Genomic DNA, 17,150 nt, shown 5'->3' on the forward strand with positions numbered 1-17,150 from the left:
TCCCCTGTCGCCGCGCTGCATCTAGGTTGCCGCGTGCCGCCCGGCGGCTCCATCAGACCTATCGAGGATCTATAAATCATGACGACCACCAAACTCGCGCGTGCCGCCATGGCCGCGCTGATCGGTGCTGCACTCACGGGAGCCGCACACGCCGAAATCAAGAACTACGAGTTCCAGCTCGTTCAACCGACCGTCAAGGCCGGCGCCGATCGCATTGTGACCGTGCGGCTGATCGACAAGACCAGCGGCAAGGCGGTCCCCGACGCGGTGATCTTTGCCAGCCGACTCGACATGGCCCCTGACGGCATGCAGGAGATGGCCACCAAAGTGACGCCGATGCCGGGCACGGAGCCCGGGACCTACCGCTTCAAGGCCAATTTCAGCATGGCCGGACGCTGGCAGCTCTCGCTCGGCGCCAAGGTGCAGGGCGAGACCGGCACGGTCGAGAACAAGCTCGTCGTCACGGCCGACAAATGACCCGCCTCGGCGCCGTGAGCACTGTCGCTGCGATCCTCACAGGGGCAGGCGTCGTGCTACTCACCGCCGGCGCCGTGCGGCGACAGCCGGACGTCGGCCAATTTGTATCCGCCGCGAACGCAGCAGATACAAGCGCCCCGATCTACTATCAGGACCCGGACGGCAAACCGCTCTATTCCCCGACGCCGAAGAAGACGGCGGACGGCCGCGACTATCGTGCCGTGCCTGCAGGCGCCGACATAAGCTTTGATGAGCCCGAGCAGCCTGCTGAGATGGCGGCGGCCGAGACCAAGGGCGACCGCAAGATCAAATACTACCGCAATCCGATGGGCCTGCCCGACACCTCGCCGGTGCCGAAAAAGGACTCCATGGGGATGGACTATATCCCCGTCTACGAAGGCGACGACAGCGACGACGGGACCGTCAATCTCTCGCCGGGCAAGATCCAGCGCACCGGCGCGAAGTCTGAGCCGGTCGTGCAGCAGCCCGTCAGATCGGTCATCCGCGCGCCCGGGACTGTCCAGGAGGACGAGCGCCGCATCTCGGTCGTCGCGCTGCGCTTCGAGGGCTTCGTGGAGAGCGTTGCCAACGTCACGACCGGCGACCACGTTCGCAAGGGTCAGCCCCTCATGAACGTGTACAGCCCGGCGCTTTCCAGCGCTGCCGCGGAATATCTGTCCGCAATCAACGCAGGCGCCACCGGAAAGGAACTGAAGGGCGCTCGTCGGAGGCTTGAGAATCTCGCGACACCCGAGCAGGCCATCAGGGATCTCGAACGTACCCGCGACATCTCGCTCTCGATTGCCTGGCCCGCTCCGCAGGATGGCGAAATCCTCGAACGAAACGCGGTGAACGGAATGCGGGCGGGACCCGGCGACGTTTTGTTCAGGATATCCGATCACCAGCTGCTGTGGGTTCTCATCGATGTCGCCGAACGCGATCTGGCTCAGGTCTCCATCGGCGCGAAAGTAACCGTCAGGCCGCGCGCGCTGGCCGGCCAGACCTTCACAGGGACCGTGGCGCTGATCTATCCGCATCTGAACGCCAAGACCCGCACAGCGCGCATCCGCGTCGAAGTGCCCAATCCGGATGAAACGCTGCGGCCCGAGATGTACGTCGACGCCGAGATCGAGACCGGGCCGCCAGGTCCGGTGCTCGCTGTTCCCGAAAGTGCCGTACTCGACAGCGGCACACGCCAAGCGGTCCTGATCGATAAGGGCCAGGGCCGTTTCGAGCCGCGCGACGTCAAACTCGGCCGTCGGGGCGGCGGCTACGTGGAGATCGCCGAAGGCCTCGCCGAAGGCGAAGCGGTCGTGACCTCGGCCAACTTCCTGATCGACGCCGAAAGCAATCTGAAAGCGGCTTTGAAGGGATTTGCCGACGCCGACAACACGCCGGGTGCGGACCGAGCCGGTGGTACCGAGGCGCGCAAATGATCGCCCGCCTCATCGCATGGTCGGCACGCAACCTGTTGCTGGTGCTGTTCGGCACCGGCTTTGCCGCCGCAGCAGGCCTCTACGCCCTCCTCCATCTGCCGCTGGACGCCCTTCCTGATCTCTCCGACACCCAGGTCATCGTCTACACCGAATATCCCGGCCAGGCGCCTCAGGTGATCGAAGACCAGGTCACCTATCCCCTCACCACCGCGATGCTGACGGTGCCGAAGTCGAAAGTGGTGCGCGGCTTCTCCTTTTTCGGCGTCTCCTTCGTCTACGTCATCTTCGAGGACGGCACCGACATCTACTGGGCGCGCTCGCGGGTCCTCGAATTCCTCAACGGCGCGGCCTCGCGGCTGCCCGCCGGCGTATCGCCGACGATCGGCCCCGACGCCACCGGCGTCGGCTGGGTCTACCAATATGCCGTGATGTCGAAGGAGCTGAACCTCGCGGAGACCCGGACGATCCAGGACTGGAATCTGAAATTTGCGCTCGCCAAGGCGGAAGGCGTCGCGGAAGTCGCCAGCGTCGGCGGCTTCGTCAGGCAGTACAACGTCATCCTCGATCCACAGCGCATGCGCGATCTCGGCATCACCATGCAGAAGATGCGCGAGGCGATCCGCGCGAGCAATGCCGATGTCGGCGGCCGCACCGTCGAGCTCTCGGAGTTCGAATATGTCATCCGCGGCAAGGGCTATCTCAAGAGCACCGACGACATCGGCAACATCGTGCTGAAGACCGACAACGGCACGCCCGTCAAGCTGCGCGACGTCGCCCGTGTCGAGCTCGGCCCTGACGAGCGGCGCGGCATCGCCGAGCTCAACGGCGAGGGCGAAGTGGCGAGCGGCATCGTTCTCCAGCGTTTCGGCATGAACGCGCTCGACGTCATCGAGAACGTCAAGAAGCGGTTCCGGGAGATCGCGACCAGCCTGCCGAAGTCGGTCGAGATCGTCCCGGTCTACGACCGCTCGAACCTGATCTACGCGGCGATCGACACGCTGAAGCACACGCTAGTCGAGGAGAGCATCGTCGTTGCCCTCGTCTGCATCGTGTTCCTGCTGCATGTGCGTAGCGCGCTGGTCGCCATCCTGATGCTTCCCGTCGGCGTGCTGATGGCCTTCGGGGCGATGAATCTGCTCGGAATCGGTTCCAACATCATGAGTCTCGGCGGCATCGCGATCGCGATCGGCGCCATGATCGACGCCGCGATCGTCATGATCGAGAACGCGCACAAGCATCTCGAACGCGCCGAGCCCGGCCGTTCTCGGGTGGAGATCCTGATCGAAGCCGCCACCGAGGTCGGCCCTGCCCTGTTCTTCAGCCTCCTCATCATCACCGTGTCGTTCATGCCGATCTTCACGCTGGAATCGCAGGAGGGCCGGCTGTTCGGCCCACTCGCCTTCACCAAGACCTTTGCGATGGCGGCGGCGGCGCTGCTGTCGGTCACACTGGTGCCGGCGCTGATGGTGATCTTCGTTCGCGGCAAGATCATTCCGGAGCACAAGAATCCGGTCAACCGCTTCCTGATCTGGATCTATCGTCCGGTGATATCAGGCGTGCTGCGCGCAAAAATCCCGGTGATCCTGCTCGCGCTTGGCGTGCTTGCCGTCTCGATCTGGCCGGCGCGTCAGCTCGGCACCGAGTTCATGCCTGATCTCAACGAAGGCACCCTGCTCTATATGCCGACGACGCTGCCCGGCATTTCCGTGACCAAGGCCGCCGAGTTGATGCAGACCCAGGATCGCATCATCCGGTCGTTCCCCGAGGTTGCCTCGGTCTATGGCAAGGCCGGCCGCGCGGCGACTGCAACCGATCCGGCGCCGTCGGAGATGTTCGAGACCATCGTCAACCTGAAACCGAAGACAGAGTGGCGCGCAGGCGTAACCGTAGACAGCCTGATCGCGGAGATGGACAAGACGCTGCAGTTCCCCGGCGTTTCCAACGCCTGGACCATGCCGATCAAGGCCCGCATCGACATGCTCTCGACCGGCATCCGAACGCCCGTAGGCGTCAAGGTCATCGGCACCGATCTCGTCGGGATCGACAAGCTTGCAAAACAGGTCGAGCAGGTGCTCAAGGCGGTCCCCGGCACCTCCTCGGCCTATGCCGAACGCGGCCTCGGCGGCTATTACCTCGAGATCACGCCGAACCGTGAAGCGCTGGCCCGCTACGGCATCATGGTGCAGGACGTGCAGGACACGATCGCCACCGCGCTTGGCGGCCAGACCGTGACCACGACCGTCGAAGGCCGTCAGCGCTTCACGGTCAATATGCGCTACCCGCGCGACCTGCGCGACAATCCGAAGGCGATTGCCAGCGACCTCCTGGTACCGATGCCATCAGGCGGCGTCGTCCCCCTCGGTGAGGTCGCAAGTGTGACGCCAGCACGCGGGCCAAGTTCGATCCGAACCGAGAACGGGCAGCTCGCGACCTACATCTACGTCGACATCCGCAATCGCGACCTCGGCAGCTATGTCAGCGACGCGCAGCGTGCGGTGCAGGCGAGCATCCAGTTCCCGCCGGGCTATTATGTGGTCTGGAGTGGACAATACGAATATCTCGAACGCGCCACCGCGCGGCTCAAGATCGTGGTGCCGGTGACGCTCCTGATCATCTTCCTGCTGCTCTATCTCAACTTCCGCTCGGTCACCGAGACCATGATCGTCATGCTGTCGCTGCCCTTCGCCCTCGTCGGCGGTCTGTGGCTGATGTGGTGGCTCGGCTTCAACCTGTCGGTCGCGGTCGCCGTCGGCTTCATCGCGCTCGCGGGCGTCGCGGCCGAGACCGGCGTGGTGATGCTGATCTATCTCAACCATGCGCTGGCCGAGACCAAGGCACGCTGTGCGGCTGCTGGCCGCTCGCTCACGCGCGCGGACCTTCAGGCCGCCATCATGGAAGGCGCCGTCGAACGTGTCCGCCCGAAGATGATGACGGTGGTTGCGATCATGGCCGGCCTGTTGCCGATCATGTGGAGCACCGGCACCGGCTCGGAGATCATGCAGCGGATCGCCGTGCCCATGATCGGCGGTATGATCTCCTCGACCCTGCTGACGCTGATCGTGATCCCCGCGATCTTCGCCGTGGTGAAGAGTGTCAGCCTGCCATCAGGCCACGAACGAACGTCGCCGGCACAGGATGTCCGAATCATGGAGCCCAAGAATATTGAGGAGTCTGCGGCATGAGCACTGCCGGCATGGCAACTCTCGCGTCAGGCTGGACGAACGTTCAGCTCCATGCGTGATTGCTGCACCACTACGACCGCGCCCTGGAGCGCAAGGCCGGCCATGATGGCGGCGACAATCACGTCGGGCCATCCCGTACCGGTGCCGAACACGCCGAGGGCGGCCAGCAGCACGGCGATGTTGCCGAGCACGTCGTTGCGGGTGCAGATCCAGGCGGAGCGCATGTTGGCGTCGCCCTTGCGATAGGCCCACAATAATCCAAAGGAGGCTGCATTCGCGGCAAGGGCCGCAGTGCCGACCGCACCCATGGTGAACGCACTCGGCAGCGTGCCATGAGCCGCGTGCCAGAGCACCGTACCGACAACCCACAGGCCGAAAGCGCCCATCGTCAGCCCCTTCGCGAGTGCCGCGGCGGCGCGATAGCGCAGCGCCATCCCCACCACGAGGAGGCTGATAGCGTAGTTCGCGGCGTCTCCGAGAAAGTCGAGCGCATCTGCTTGGAGCGACGCTGATCCGGCGGCGAGACCCGCGCCGATTTCAACCAGGAACATGACGGCGTTGATGGCGAGCACCGCCCATAGCACGCGGCCATAGGCCTTGTTGTCGCGATGGCGATCGAGATTGAGCGGCGGAGGTGAGCAGCATGCGTCGGCCATGCCGATAAGATAGGGCGATTACGCGTCCCGGACAATCACGAGGGCCGTCCTGCCCGCGACATCAAGTTCCTCACCCGTAACATTGTTGCGGGTCGACACTATTCCCGTTGCCGTGCTAGGCCAGCCTTACCGACAACGAGAGTGAATTCGTGTTCCCGAACCGCCGGCCTGCGATACTCCACCGCCTGCGTCATTGGCGCGGACTGCTGGCTGTGCTTGTTGCGGTGATCTATCTGTTCGCAGGTGCCGCTCACGGGCTGTGCGACATCGATGTCACCAGCCCCTCTGGCGGCTCGGAAATCGCCTCGTTTGTCGACGACGGTTCGGCTGGGCATGGCGATCACAGGGCCCTCGCCGGCCATCACTGCCATGGCTGCTTCTCAGTCGCCATCGCGCAGCCATTGCACTCCGCAACCACGGCCGGTGTCATTGCCGCACCGGTCGCGCAGCGGCAGCCGATGCTGGTCGGCATCGCACCCGACACGACGTCCCCGCCTCCCAAGCCTATTGCCTGAACGGATTGGTCGGGCGTTCCGCGCCCATTAGGTTCATCCTTCACAGGTCGGTTTTATGTTTTGCAGGGGAATGGCTGCGCGCCTGGCGTGCGCGGCGGTGTGTCTGATTGCCGGAGCGGCGCTTGCACCGTCTCACGCTCAGACCTTGACGATGCGGAGCGCGTTGTCGCGCGCGCTGACCGCGAGCCCGCGGCTGACGGCGGCGGAGCGCGACGTCGGCATCGCCACGGGCCAGCGCATTCAGGCGGGCGCGCTGCTGAATCCGGAACTGACCTATGAACAGGACGATTCATTCGGCTCCGGCAAATATCGCGGGACGCGATCGGCCGAGACTACGCTCCAGATCAGCCAGGCCTTCGAGCTGTTCGGCAAGCGCGATGCGCGGATCGCAGCCGGAGCGGCGGGCATCGAGGTCGCCGCGATCCAGCGCAAGGCTGTCAGGCTGGAAGTGCTGTCGGAGACCGCGATCGCCTTCCTCAGCGTGCTCGGCGCGCAGCGACGCATCCAGATCCTCGACGAGCAGATTGCCGCCATCGACCAGCTGACGCCGTTGCTGCGCCGCCGCGTCGAGGCCGGCGCCTCCTCGCCGGCCGAGACCGGCCGCGCCGAGGTCGCCTCCGCCCTGGTGAAGGCCGACCGTGAGCGCTTCAAGGCGACGCTGGCGAGCGCCCGGCGTGAGCTTGCGGTGCTGATGGGCGATCCCGCGGCGAAATTCGGCGAGGTATCCGGCCGGCTCGACACCACGGGACGGCCGCCCGCGTTCCAGGCGGTGGTCGCCGCCATCGACGCCAATCCGCAGCTGGTGCGCTGGACCGCCGTCTTTGCCCAGCGCAATGCTGAGCTGCTGCTGGCGCGGCTCAAGCCCTATCCGGACGTGCGGATCGCGGCCGGCTGGCGCCACTATAACGAAAGCAATGACGATGCCGTGCGCCTGACCGTCTCGGTGCCGATCCCCGTGTTCGACCAGAACCAGGGCAACATCCTGTCGGCGCAGGAAAGCCTCGCCAAGACCAAGGCTGAGCGCGAGGCCAACCGCAACACGTTGATCGTGATTGCCGGCCGCGCCTATGACTCGCTCCAGGGCTCGCTGCGCGAGCTTGCGATCTTGCGCGAGACCGCCATTCCCAAGGCCGTCGAAGCGTCCGAGGCGATCTCGCAAGGCTATGGCCAGGGCCGTTTCACCCTGCTCGAGGTGCTCGACGCCCAGGCGAGCGTGACCCAGGCGCGGCTGCGCGAGCAGGAGGCGCTCCAGAATTTCCACGCGGGCGTTGCGACCATCGAAGGCCTCGTCGGCAATCCCTTCACGCTGGCGCGGGAGAGCGCACGATGAAGACGTCATCGACCATTCTCGTGGCCATCGTTGCCGCCGCGCTCGGCGCTTACGGCTATTCCCTGCTCGCGCCGGCCAAGCCCGCGCACAGCGAGCATTCCGAGCATTCCGAACCGAAGAAGCCGAACGACCATGTCGAGCAGGACGAGCACGGCGCCGACCGCATCCGCATCTCCGACGTCAAGCTGGCGGCCGCAGGCGTCACGCTGGCGGAGGCTGCGAGCGCGACACTGACCGACACGCTCGCCTTCAACGGCATTCTGCGCGCCAACCAGGAAACGGTGGTGCAGGTAACGCCGCGCTTCCCGGGCCTCGCCAAATCCATCCAGAAGCGCATCGGCGACAAGGTCGCCAAGGACGACCTGCTCGCCGCGATCGAGAGCAACCAGAGCCTCACCGTCTACGAGCTGAAGGCGCCGATTGCCGGCACCATCATCGAGCGGCAGATCTCGCTCGGCGAATACGCATCCGAACAGAAACCGGCCTTCGTCGTCGCCGACCTCTCCACCATCTGGGTCGATCTGTCGATCTACCGGCAGGACCTCCGGCGCGTTCGCCTCAATGACGAGGTACTGATCGATCCCGACGACGGCCGCGGCGAGATCAAAGGCACGATCTCCTACATGGCGCCGATCGGCTCGAGCGAGACCCAGACCGCATTGGCCCGCGTGGTGCTGCAAAATCCGGACGGGCGCTTACGCCCCGGCCTGTTCGTCACGGCACGGCTGATCCTCGCCGCGCGTAACGTCGCGGTCGCCGTGCGCCGGAGCGCGATCCAGACGCTGGAGAACAGGACCATCGTGTTCGTCCGCGAGGACGGCGACAAGATCGAGGCGCGGCCGGTGGAACTTGGCGACTCCGATCCGCGCCATGTCGAGATCAAGGCCGGCCTTTCCGCCGGCGAGCATTACGTCGCCGAGAACAGCTTTGTCGTGAAGGCGGAGATGGGCAAGGGCGAGGCCGAACATGATTGAGCGCCTCATCGCCGTCTCGCTGCAGCAGCGCTGGCTGGTCCTCGTGCTCGCGCTCGGCGCCATTGCTTTCGGAGCCTGGAATTTCCAGCGCCTTCCGATCGACGCCGTGCCTGACATCACCAACGTCCAGGTCCAGATCAACACCCGCGCGCCCGGGTATTCGCCGCTCGAGACCGAGCAGCGCATCACCTTCCCGGTCGAGACCGCGATGGGCGGCCTGCCGAAGCTCGACTACACCCGCTCGCTGTCGCGCTACGGCCTCAGCCAGGTGACGGTCGTCTTCAAGGACGGCACCGACATCTTTTTCGCCCGCCAGCTCGTCGGCGAACGCATCCAGCAGGTGAAGGACCAGCTTCCGGCCGGCGTCGAGGTCGCGATGGGGCCGGTCTCGACCGGGCTCGGCGAAATCTTCATGTACACCGTCGAGGCGAAGGCGGGCGCGAAGACGCAAGGCGGCCACGACTATTCGCTGACCGATTTGCGCACGGTGCAGGACTGGATCATCCGGCCGCAGCTCCGCAACGTGCCGGGGGTGATCGAGGTCAACACCATCGGCGGCTTCGAGCGGCAGTTCCACGTGCTGCCGGATCCCGGCAAGCTGATGGCCTACCGGCTCGGCTTTCGCGACGTGATGACGGCCCTCGCCGCCAACAACGCCAATGTCGGCGCCGGCTATATCGAGCGCAATGGCGAGCAATATCTGGTTCGCTCGCCGGGCCAGGTCGGCAATGTCAGCGAGATCCAGGACATCGTCATCGGCTCGCGCGGCGGCAATCCCGTCAGGATCAGGGACGTTGCGACCGTGACGGAAGGCCGAGATCTTCGCACGGGCGCGGCGACGTGGAACGGCGAAGAGACCGTGCTCGGCACCGCCATGCTGCTGATCGGCGAGAACAGCCGCAGCGTCGCCCGCCGCGTCGCAGCCCGGCTCGAGGACATCGCCAAATCGCTGCCCGAAGGCGTCGTGACGCGGACGGTCTACGACCGCACCGATCTGGTCGAAGCCACCATCCGCACGGTCAAAAACAATTTGCTGGAAGGCGCGGCCCTGGTGGTGGCCGTGCTGTTTCTGATCCTCGGCAACATCCGCGCGGCGCTCGTGGTGGCCTGCGTCATTCCGCTGTCCATGGCGATGACGATCACCGGCATGGTCGAGACCAAGGTCAGCGCCAACCTGATGAGCCTCGGCGCGATCGATTTCGGCATCATCGTCGACGGCGCCGTGATCATCGTCGAGAATTGCCTGCGCATGCTGGCCGCGGCCCAGCGCGAGAAAGGCGGGCTGCTGACGACCTCGGAGCGGCTGCGCGCGATCCTGCGCGGATCGAGTGAGGTGATCAAGCCGAGCCTGTTCGGAACGCTGATCATCGCGGTGGTCTATCTGCCCGTGCTGACGCTGACCGGCGTCGAGGGCAAGATGTTCACGCCGATGGCGCTGACCGTCTTGATGGCGCTGGGCGCAGCCGTGCTGTTCTCCATCACCTTCGTGCCGGCGGCCGTTGCCATCTTCGTCACCGGCAAGGTGTCCGAACACGAAAACCTGTTCATGCGGGTCGCCAAACGCGCCTACCTCCCCCTGCTCCGCTTTGCCATCGACAACCGGGGCATGGTCGCCATCATGGCCGCACTCATCGTGATCGCAAGCGGTATCGCCGCTTCGCGGATGGGCGGCGAATTCATTCCGAGCCTGGACGAAGGCGACGTCGCGCTGGCTTCGATCCGGATTCCCGGAACCAGCCTCACCCAATCGCTGGATCTTCAGAAGGCGCTGGAAAAGCGCATCAAGCAAATCCCTGAAGTGAAGGAGTTCTTCACCCGCATCGGCACCGCCGAGATCGCGACCGACCCGATGTCGCCGGCGCAGACCGACGGCTACGTCATGCTAAGGCCGCGCGCCGAATGGCCTGACCCGGGCAAAACGAAATCGGAGGTGATCGAGGCCATCGAGCATGCCGCTGACGAGATTCCCGGCAGCGCCTATGAAATCTCCCAGCCGATCCAGTTTCGTGTCAACGAGCTGATCTCCGGCGTACGCACCGACGTCGGCGTCAAGATCTTCGGCGACGACCTCGACATCCTGCAAGGGGCCGCAAAGCAGGTCGAGGCCGCGATCCGCCGCATCCGCGGCGCCAGCGACGTCAAGATCGAGCAGGTCTCCGGCCTGCCGATCCTCACCGTCCGCCTCGATCGCCAGGCGCTCGCCCGCTACGGCCTCAGCGTCGGTGAGGTGCAGGGCATCGTCGAGATCGCGGTCGGCGGCAAGTCGGCCGGCAAGCTGTTTGAGGGCGACCGCCGTTTCGACATCGTCGTGCGCCTGCCGGAGCATTTGCGCGGCAATCTCGAGGCGATCCGGGCGATCCCGATCCCGCTGCCGCCCGGCGAGGAGGCCGGCTCCGGCACGGCCATTCGAACCGCGTTGGCCGCCTCCCCGCTCACCCAGATGCGCTATGTGCCGCTGTCGTCGGTTGCCACCGTCGATGCGACGCCCGGTCCCAACCAGATCAGCCGCGAGAACGGCAAGCGGCGCATCGTCGTCACCGCCAATGTCCGCGCGCGCGATCTCGGCTCCTTCGTGTCCGAGGCGGAAGCGGCGGTGGCGGAGAAGGTCAAGCTGCCGCCGGGCTACTGGATCGGCTGGGGCGGCCAGTTCGAGCAGCTGGTCTCCGCGACCAAGCGGCTGACGATCGTGGTGCCGGTGGCACTGCTGCTGGTGTTCCTGCTGCTGTTCATGGGGATGGGATCGGCGGCCGATGCGGCGCTGGTGTTCTCCGGCGTGCCGCTGGCGCTGACCGGCGGCGTTGCGGCGCTGATGCTGCGCGACATCCCGTTGTCCATCAGCGCCGGTGTCGGCTTCATCGCGCTATCGGGCGTCGCCGTGCTCAACGGCCTCGTCATCATCGCCTTCATCGAGCGCCTGCGCAGCGAGGGGCGCCCCGTTGCCGATGCGGTGTGCGAGGGGGCGCTGACGCGGCTGCGCCCGGTGCTGATGACGGCGCTGGTTGCTTCGCTCGGCTTCGTGCCGATGGCGCTCGCCACCGGCTCCGGCGCCGAAGTGCAGCGGCCGCTTGCGACCGTGGTGATCGGCGGAATCATCTCCTCGACGGTGCTGACATTGCTGGTGCTGCCGGCGCTCTACGTGCTGTTCCGTCGTGACGCAGGCACCGAAACGCCTACAATGGCACCTGATTTGGCGACTTCCGGGGAGCGCTAGAATTGGGCAGCCACGACCATCACGGTCATCACCACCATGATCATGGCGACCATGCCCATGGTCATGGTCACGACCACAGTCATGGTCACGGCCACGTCCATGCGCCCGCGAATTTCGGCAAGGCGTTCGCGATCGGCATTTCGCTCAACACCGCGCTGGTCGTGGCCGAAGCGGTCTACGGCTATATCGGCAACTCCACCGCCCTGCTCGCGGACGCCGGCCATAATTTGTCCGATGTGCTCGGCCTGGTCGTGGCCTGGGGTGCCTCGATCGCGGCAAGGCGCGCGCCGAGCGGCCGCTTCACCTACGGCTTTCGCGCCTCCACCATTCTGGCGGCGCTGGCCAATGCGGTGTTCCTGCTGGTCGCAACCGGCGCGATCGGCTGGGAGGCAATTTTGCGCCTGCGCGAGCCGGAGCCGGTCGCCGGCGTGACCGTGATGGTGGTGGCCGGCATCGGCATCCTCATCAACGGCTTGACCGCCATGCTGTTCGCAAGCGGACGCAAGGACGACATCAACATCGAGGGCGCCTACTTGCACATGGCCGCCGACGCCGCGGTCTCGCTCGGCGTCGTGGTCTCGGCGGCGCTGATCATCTGGACCGGCTGGCTCTGGCTCGACCCCATCACCAGCCTTCTCATCTGCGCCACCATCCTGTGGAGCACGACCAGCCTCTTGCGCGGCTCCATCGACATGTCGATGGCAGCAGTGCCCAAAGGCACCGACCTCGCCGCGATCAGGGCGTTCTTGCTCGCGCGGCCCGGCGTCTCGGCGATCCACGATCTCCACGTCTGGCCGATCTCGACCACCGAGACCGCCCTGACCTGCCATCTCGTCATGCCCGCCGGAGCCGACGATGCGTTCCTGATGGAGACCGCGCAGCTGCTGAAGGCGTCGTTCCGCATCGGCCACACCACGCTTCAGGTGGAAACGCATTCGGACAATGGCTGCGCGCTGGCGCCGGATGATGTGGTGTGAGGCGGCACAGCTCCATCCACGTCGTCATTGCGAGCGCAGCGAAGCAATCCAGACTGTCTCCGCGGAGGCGCTCTGGATTGCTTCGTCGCAAGTGCTCCTCGCAATGACGGCGGAGAGAGATTCGCCTACGCCTACCCCGCCTTCGCCGTTACGATCCAGATCGCGCCCTGTAGCGCCACGCTCTGCCCCTTCAATAATGGCGCGAGCATCTCGCGGATCGAGGCCTTGGCGGCCGCATACGTCTCCGGCGGATGGCCCTGCAGCGCGCGGCTGGCCGGGCCGATCTGCAACGCGCCGTCCACGGCCGCATCGAGGCCGCCGCCGATCGCGACATCCATCGCCAGATTGTGCGGCTCCATCGCGACGTCGACGAAGCCCGCTCCCTTCAGGATGCGCATCACGCGCTCTTCCGAGGCGAACGCGAACGGGCCCGGCTCCTCCGGCCCGACCGGCGGCATTTTCGGCACGTGTTTGTAGACCGCCATCAGCGGCGCCATCATCCAGGGGTTTTCCTTCGGCTCGCGCCAGCAGGCGAAGGCGAGCCGCCCGGTCGGCTTCAGCGCGCGGCGGAGGTTGGTGAACGACGCAATGGGATCGGCAAAGAACATCACGCCGAAACGCGAGGCCAGCAGGTCAAAGCTTGCCGGCTCGAATGGATGCACCGTCGCATCCGCCAGCACGAAATCGAGCGGCAGGCCTTTTGGCGCAAACGCGCGCGCCTGTGACAGCATCGGTTCGGACACGTCGAGACCGAGCGCAAAACCGTTCGGGGACACCGCCTTCGCGAACGCGAACGTCGTCGCGCCGGAGCCGCAACCGACATCGAGGACGCGCTCGCCCGGCTTCGGCTTGGCGCGGTCGATCAGCGCGTCGGCAATGGGGCCGAGCAGGCTCTCCTGCGCCGCATGGCGATCAGCCCAGCGCTGCCCGCTCGGGCCGTTCCAATAGGCGATCTGGTCGGCGTTCTCGGCGTGTCCGCTTGGTTGTTGCATGATATCCTCGGTCATTCCCACTCGCGATGCCCGTCCCGTCGCGGTGCTACGACCGCACAGCGGCGATATCACATCGGAATGTCCGGCGCACCCTTTCCCGGAACCGAGGCTGGCTGAGTGCCGCTCTCCTTCGCGACGCTGGGACGTCGCCGGACCCGACGCAGCCGGTCTCATCCGTGCGCATTGCGGCCGCATTGGTTTCACCGAACGGCCACATCGGAATCAGATGCCGACCCGATTTCCTCGATAGGTTCGCCGCTCCTCAAACTGGAAAGGCATGTCCATGCGCAGCTTCACGGCATCCGTCATCGTTGCAGCTCTCTCCCTCGGAACACCTGCTCTGGTGCAGGCACAGGGCGCATCGTCGCAACCCGGCGCGGAACAGCCCTCCACGCAGTCCAGCACGGAGATCCGGAGCATACAGGTTGTGGACATCAAGGAATTGCAGCCGTCGGTGCGCGCGAAAGTCGATGAACTGGTGGCGCACACAACCGATCAAGACATCCAGTCGCTTCGGCAGTCCATCGACGCCACGCCGCAGGCCGCCTCCGTGCTCAAGGCCAAGGGCTTGAGTTCGTCACAAGTCGTCGCGATCAACATCGCCGACGGTGTCCTGACGATGTTCACCAAGACAGCCTGACATCAGACGGATTCGAGGCGCATCACGGCGGCGGCGAGCCTGATCGCCGCCTCCTCGGCCGGGCAACGATATCCGCGGAACGAAGAGAATTGCCCTGCAGCGGGTCTGCTGCAGGGCTGCCCTATTCGAACCGGACTTCCTCAGAGAGGATGCCTGCCGATAAACGTTAATCCAACTTTGTGACCGCCGTCACAGAACGGCGGCTTGCCTTTAGAGAGACTCTGGATAGTCTGATTGCAGGCGATCCGGGGGCAGCATGGCCGTTCTACGGCTCACCATTCTTTTTTTCCTGGCCTGTTGGCTCGGTCTTGGCGACGCGAGGGCCGAGAAGCGCGTCGCGCTGGTGATCGGCAATTCCGCCTATAAGAGCGCACCCAGACTGACCAACCCGGTGAATGATGCGAGCCTCGTCGGCGGCATGTTCAGGAAGGCCGGGTTCGATAGCGTCGACGTCAAGCTGGACCTCAATGCCGCCGAGATGCGCCGGGCGCTCCGCGACTTCGGCGGCAGGACGCGCGAAGCCGATGTGGCCGTGGTCTACTATGCCGGTCACGGCATCGAGCTGGACGGCACCAACTATTTGATCCCCACCGATGCCACGCTCGAGACCGACAGTGATGTGCTCGACGAGACGCTGCCGCTGGAACGCGCCCTGTTCGCGGTCGAGCCGGCCAAGCAGCTCCGCCTTGTGATCCTGGATGCCTGCCGCGACAATCCGTTCTCCAAAACCATGAAGCGGACGATTGCCGCGCGCGCCATCGGCCGCGGCCTTGCCAAGGTCGAGCCGACCAGTCCGAACACCATGATCGCCTTTGCGGCCAAGGCCGGCTCGACCGCCTCGGACGGCGATTCCAGGAACAGCCCGTTTGCCGCTGCGCTGGTCGAACGGCTCCCCACCCCCGGGCTCGATCTGCGCAAAGCGTTCGGCTTCGTCCGCGACGATGTTCTCAAGAACACCGGCTACAAGCAGGAGCCCTATGTCTACGGCTCGCTCGGCGGCGACGACGTGCCCCTGATTGCGGCGAAGCCTGTCGTCGTCGGCCCCCAAGCAAACCCCGACAGCGAGATCCGGCGTGACTACGAACTGGCGCTTCAGCTCGGGACACGTGACGGATGGACCGCCTTCCTCAACCGCTTTCCGAGCGGCTTCTACACCGATCTGGCCAAAGGCCAGTTGAACAAGATCGCCGCCGAGGAAACCCGCGCGACCACGGCAGACAAGGCCCGGCAGGCGGAAGAGGAGAAGGCCCGACTCGCCGCGGAGCGCGCCAACAAGGCCGAACAGGACAAGGCGGCGGCCGCAGCCAAGGCCGCCGAGGAAAAGCGTCATGCGGCCGAGAAGGCCAAGCAGGTGGAGGAAGCCAGGGCCGCCGCAGCCGAGCAGCGCCGGAAGGAAGCAGAGGCGGCCGCTGCAAAGGCATTGGCCGACAAGCAAGCCGCCGAGAAGGCGTTGGCCGAGAAGCTCGCCAGCGACAAGCTCGCAGCTGAGCTGGCCGCCAAACAGGTAGCCGAGAAACAATCCTCCGCGAGTGAACAGAAGGTCGCAGCCGTAGCGCCCTCCTCGACCCCGCCTTCGATGTCGCCGCAGGAAACGACGAAGCTGGTTCAGGCGGAGCTGCGCCGGGTCGGCTGTCTCAGCGCCTCCGCGGATGGCGACTGGAACGCGTCGTCACAACGCTCGCTGACGCTATTCAACAAATATGCCGGCACGAAATTCGACGCCAAGCTCGCGAGCTTCGATGTGCTGGACGCGATCAAGGCCAAGCCGGGACGCGTATGCCCGCTGCTCTGCGACCACGGCTTCAAGGCCGACGGCGACGCGTGCGTGAAGATCACCTGCCGCGCCGGCTACCGCGTGAATGACGACAATGAATGCGAGAAGGTGCAGGACAAGAAGCCGGTCGCTACGCGCGAGGATGCCAGCAAGCGGGAAGATCAGCGGAAGCAGGTCGAAACAGCGCCGGCAAAGCCGCAGGCGTCGGGACAATATGTCTGTAACCAGGGTGGCTGTCGCCCAGTTGGTCCAGGGTGTCGACTTGTCCAAGGCCAAGCGTACGGCTTAAACGGCCTCGGAGCCAACACGAACCGGGAAGTCTGCCACTAAGCTTGCGAGTCCCTAGGCCGTAGGTTGCCTCGATCGCCGTTACTGCCCTTCGCGTCAATGGCGTTCTGAGGCTGGCTTGCCCAGCCGTAGCTCGCGAAGCGAGCGAAGGCTGGTGGGCGGTCACGGATTCGAACCGCGGACCCTCTCGGTGTAAACGAGATGCTCTAACCAGCTGAGCTAACCGCCCCTCGCCGCCTCTTTATCCCTACCCGCCCCCGGTGGGCAAGTACGGAACCTCAATCCCCCGGCCTCCCCGGCAGCAGCGGCACGGCGTCGATCCACACCGCCGCGGACTGGCACCAGATCTGCCTGACGGGCCGCAGCTTATCGCGCTGGCGGATAGAGCCCCAGCGAATGCCCCAATCGTCGGCCTCCTCGCCCTCGCCGCTGGTGAACAGCGGGGAACCGCAATCGGCGCAGAAATGCTGGAAGCGCATCCGGCCGTTGTCGCCGCGCTTGCCGTAGATCTTGGGCGTGCCGCCGGTCAGGCGGACATCGGCCTTGGTGCAGACTGCCGTCACCCGGAACGGCGAGCCGGTCAGCGTCTGACAATCGGTGCAGTGGCAGACCGAAACCGCCGCGGGGTCGATCTCGGCCTCGAAGGTGATTTTTCCGCAATGGCATTGCCCGTCGATCCGCATCGCCCTCGTTTCCTT

Annotated in this window: 13 protein-coding genes and 1 tRNA gene; 10 read left to right on the forward strand and 4 right to left on the reverse strand. The window is 65.4% G+C overall.

Annotated features, from left to right (window positions below):
- The first annotated feature begins 78 nt into the window (after nucleotides 1–78).
- Genes IVA81_RS21925 through IVA81_RS21935 form a run of 3 tightly spaced genes read left to right on the forward strand, consistent with a single transcriptional unit; the run spans nucleotide 79 to nucleotide 5,095 of the window.
- Nucleotides 79–477, forward strand: coding sequence for a FixH family protein (locus tag IVA81_RS21925; protein WP_247321768.1), 399 nt, complete (start codon nucleotides 79–81; stop codon nucleotides 475–477).
- Nucleotides 474–1,913 carry an efflux RND transporter periplasmic adaptor subunit gene (locus IVA81_RS21930; protein WP_247321769.1) on the forward strand — a complete coding sequence of 480 codons (1,440 nt, stop codon included), beginning with the start codon at nucleotides 474–476 and terminating at the stop codon, nucleotides 1,911–1,913. The genes IVA81_RS21925 and IVA81_RS21930 overlap by 4 nt, the downstream gene beginning before the upstream one ends.
- Complete coding sequence (locus IVA81_RS21935) at nucleotides 1,910–5,095, forward strand: CusA/CzcA family heavy metal efflux RND transporter (RefSeq protein ID WP_247321770.1); 3,186 nt, start codon at nucleotides 1,910–1,912, stop codon at nucleotides 5,093–5,095. The genes IVA81_RS21930 and IVA81_RS21935 overlap by 4 nt, the downstream gene beginning before the upstream one ends.
- A 26-nt stretch (nucleotides 5,096–5,121) precedes the next feature.
- Here the strand turns inward: IVA81_RS21935 and IVA81_RS21940 are convergent, their stop codons facing one another.
- Nucleotides 5,122–5,751 carry a cation transporter gene (locus tag IVA81_RS21940; protein ID WP_247321771.1) on the reverse strand — a complete coding sequence of 210 codons (630 nt, stop codon included), beginning with the start codon at nucleotides 5,749–5,751 and terminating at the stop codon, nucleotides 5,122–5,124.
- A 149-nt stretch (nucleotides 5,752–5,900) separates the two neighbouring features.
- On the opposite strand from IVA81_RS21940, the gene IVA81_RS21945 reads away from it, so the two are divergent.
- The 5 genes from IVA81_RS21945 to IVA81_RS21965 are packed head-to-tail and all read left to right on the forward strand — an operon-like array spanning nucleotide 5,901 to nucleotide 12,758.
- Complete coding sequence (locus IVA81_RS21945) at nucleotides 5,901–6,266, forward strand: hypothetical protein (protein ID WP_247321772.1); 366 nt, start codon at nucleotides 5,901–5,903, stop codon at nucleotides 6,264–6,266.
- 55 nt (nucleotides 6,267–6,321) lie between these two features.
- Nucleotides 6,322–7,596: a divalent metal ion exporter subunit IhpA gene (gene ihpA / locus IVA81_RS21950; RefSeq protein WP_247321773.1), complete on the forward strand. Its 1,275-nt coding sequence runs from the start codon at nucleotides 6,322–6,324 to the stop codon at nucleotides 7,594–7,596.
- Entirely contained in the window at nucleotides 7,593–8,570 is a 978-nt protein-coding gene (gene ihpB, locus IVA81_RS21955) for a divalent metal ion exporter adaptor subunit IhpB (protein ID WP_247321774.1), read from the forward strand. Before ihpA ends, ihpB begins: the two co-directional genes overlap by 4 nt.
- A complete protein-coding gene (locus IVA81_RS21960) occupies nucleotides 8,563–11,781 on the forward strand; it encodes a CusA/CzcA family heavy metal efflux RND transporter (protein ID WP_247321776.1) in 3,219 nt (1,072 codons plus the stop codon). The genes ihpB and IVA81_RS21960 overlap by 8 nt, the downstream gene beginning before the upstream one ends.
- 2 nt (nucleotides 11,782–11,783) lie before the next feature.
- A complete protein-coding gene (locus IVA81_RS21965) occupies nucleotides 11,784–12,758 on the forward strand; it encodes a cation diffusion facilitator family transporter (protein WP_247321778.1) in 975 nt (324 codons plus the stop codon).
- A gap of 131 nt (nucleotides 12,759–12,889) precedes the next feature.
- Here the strand turns inward: IVA81_RS21965 and IVA81_RS21970 are convergent, their stop codons facing one another.
- Nucleotides 12,890–13,750 (reverse strand): methyltransferase domain-containing protein, encoded by an 861-nt coding sequence (locus IVA81_RS21970; protein WP_247321780.1) that lies wholly within the window; start codon nucleotides 13,748–13,750, stop codon nucleotides 12,890–12,892.
- 283 nt (nucleotides 13,751–14,033) lie between these two features.
- Between IVA81_RS21970 and IVA81_RS21975 the strand changes: the two genes are divergently transcribed.
- Together IVA81_RS21975 and IVA81_RS21980 are read left to right on the forward strand one after the other, a co-directional pair.
- Complete coding sequence (locus tag IVA81_RS21975; protein WP_247321781.1) at nucleotides 14,034–14,390, forward strand: hypothetical protein; 357 nt, start codon at nucleotides 14,034–14,036, stop codon at nucleotides 14,388–14,390.
- A 256-nt stretch (nucleotides 14,391–14,646) separates the two neighbouring features.
- Nucleotides 14,647–16,494 (forward strand): caspase family protein, encoded by a 1,848-nt coding sequence (locus IVA81_RS21980; protein ID WP_247321782.1) that lies wholly within the window; start codon nucleotides 14,647–14,649, stop codon nucleotides 16,492–16,494.
- A 110-nt stretch (nucleotides 16,495–16,604) separates the two neighbouring features.
- Here the strand turns inward: IVA81_RS21980 and IVA81_RS21985 are convergent.
- A tRNA-Val gene (locus IVA81_RS21985) sits at nucleotides 16,605–16,681 on the reverse strand.
- A 49-nt stretch (nucleotides 16,682–16,730) separates the two neighbouring features.
- On the reverse strand, nucleotides 16,731–17,135 hold the full coding sequence (locus IVA81_RS21990; protein WP_247321787.1) for a GFA family protein: 405 nt from the start codon (nucleotides 17,133–17,135) through the stop codon (nucleotides 16,731–16,733).
- Between the last annotated feature and the right edge of the window lie 15 nt (nucleotides 17,136–17,150).

The sequence above is a fragment of the Bradyrhizobium sp. 141 genome, from assembly GCF_023074055.1.
Taxonomy (GTDB): domain Bacteria; phylum Pseudomonadota; class Alphaproteobacteria; order Rhizobiales; family Xanthobacteraceae; genus Bradyrhizobium.

Coding starts and splice junctions, on each gene's coding strand:
- IVA81_RS21930 (WP_247321769.1), top strand. CDS start 474: ATGACCCGCCTCGGCGCCGTGAGCACTGTCGCTGCGATCCTCACAGGG.
- IVA81_RS21960 (WP_247321776.1), top strand. CDS start 8,563: ATGATTGAGCGCCTCATCGCCGTCTCGCTGCAGCAGCGCTGGCTGGTC.
- ihpB (WP_247321774.1), top strand. CDS start 7,593: ATGAAGACGTCATCGACCATTCTCGTGGCCATCGTTGCCGCCGCGCTC.
- IVA81_RS21980 (WP_247321782.1), top strand. CDS start 14,647: ATGGCCGTTCTACGGCTCACCATTCTTTTTTTCCTGGCCTGTTGGCTC.
- IVA81_RS21975 (WP_247321781.1), top strand. CDS start 14,034: ATGCGCAGCTTCACGGCATCCGTCATCGTTGCAGCTCTCTCCCTCGGA.
- IVA81_RS21940 (WP_247321771.1), bottom strand. CDS start 5,751: ATGGCCGACGCATGCTGCTCACCTCCGCCGCTCAATCTCGATCGCCAT.
- IVA81_RS21970 (WP_247321780.1), bottom strand. CDS start 13,750: ATGCAACAACCAAGCGGACACGCCGAGAACGCCGACCAGATCGCCTAT.
- IVA81_RS21990 (WP_247321787.1), bottom strand. CDS start 17,135: ATGCGGATCGACGGGCAATGCCATTGCGGAAAAATCACCTTCGAGGCC.
- IVA81_RS21935 (WP_247321770.1), top strand. CDS start 1,910: ATGATCGCCCGCCTCATCGCATGGTCGGCACGCAACCTGTTGCTGGTG.
- IVA81_RS21925 (WP_247321768.1), top strand. CDS start 79: ATGACGACCACCAAACTCGCGCGTGCCGCCATGGCCGCGCTGATCGGT.
- ihpA (WP_247321773.1), top strand. CDS start 6,322: ATGTTTTGCAGGGGAATGGCTGCGCGCCTGGCGTGCGCGGCGGTGTGT.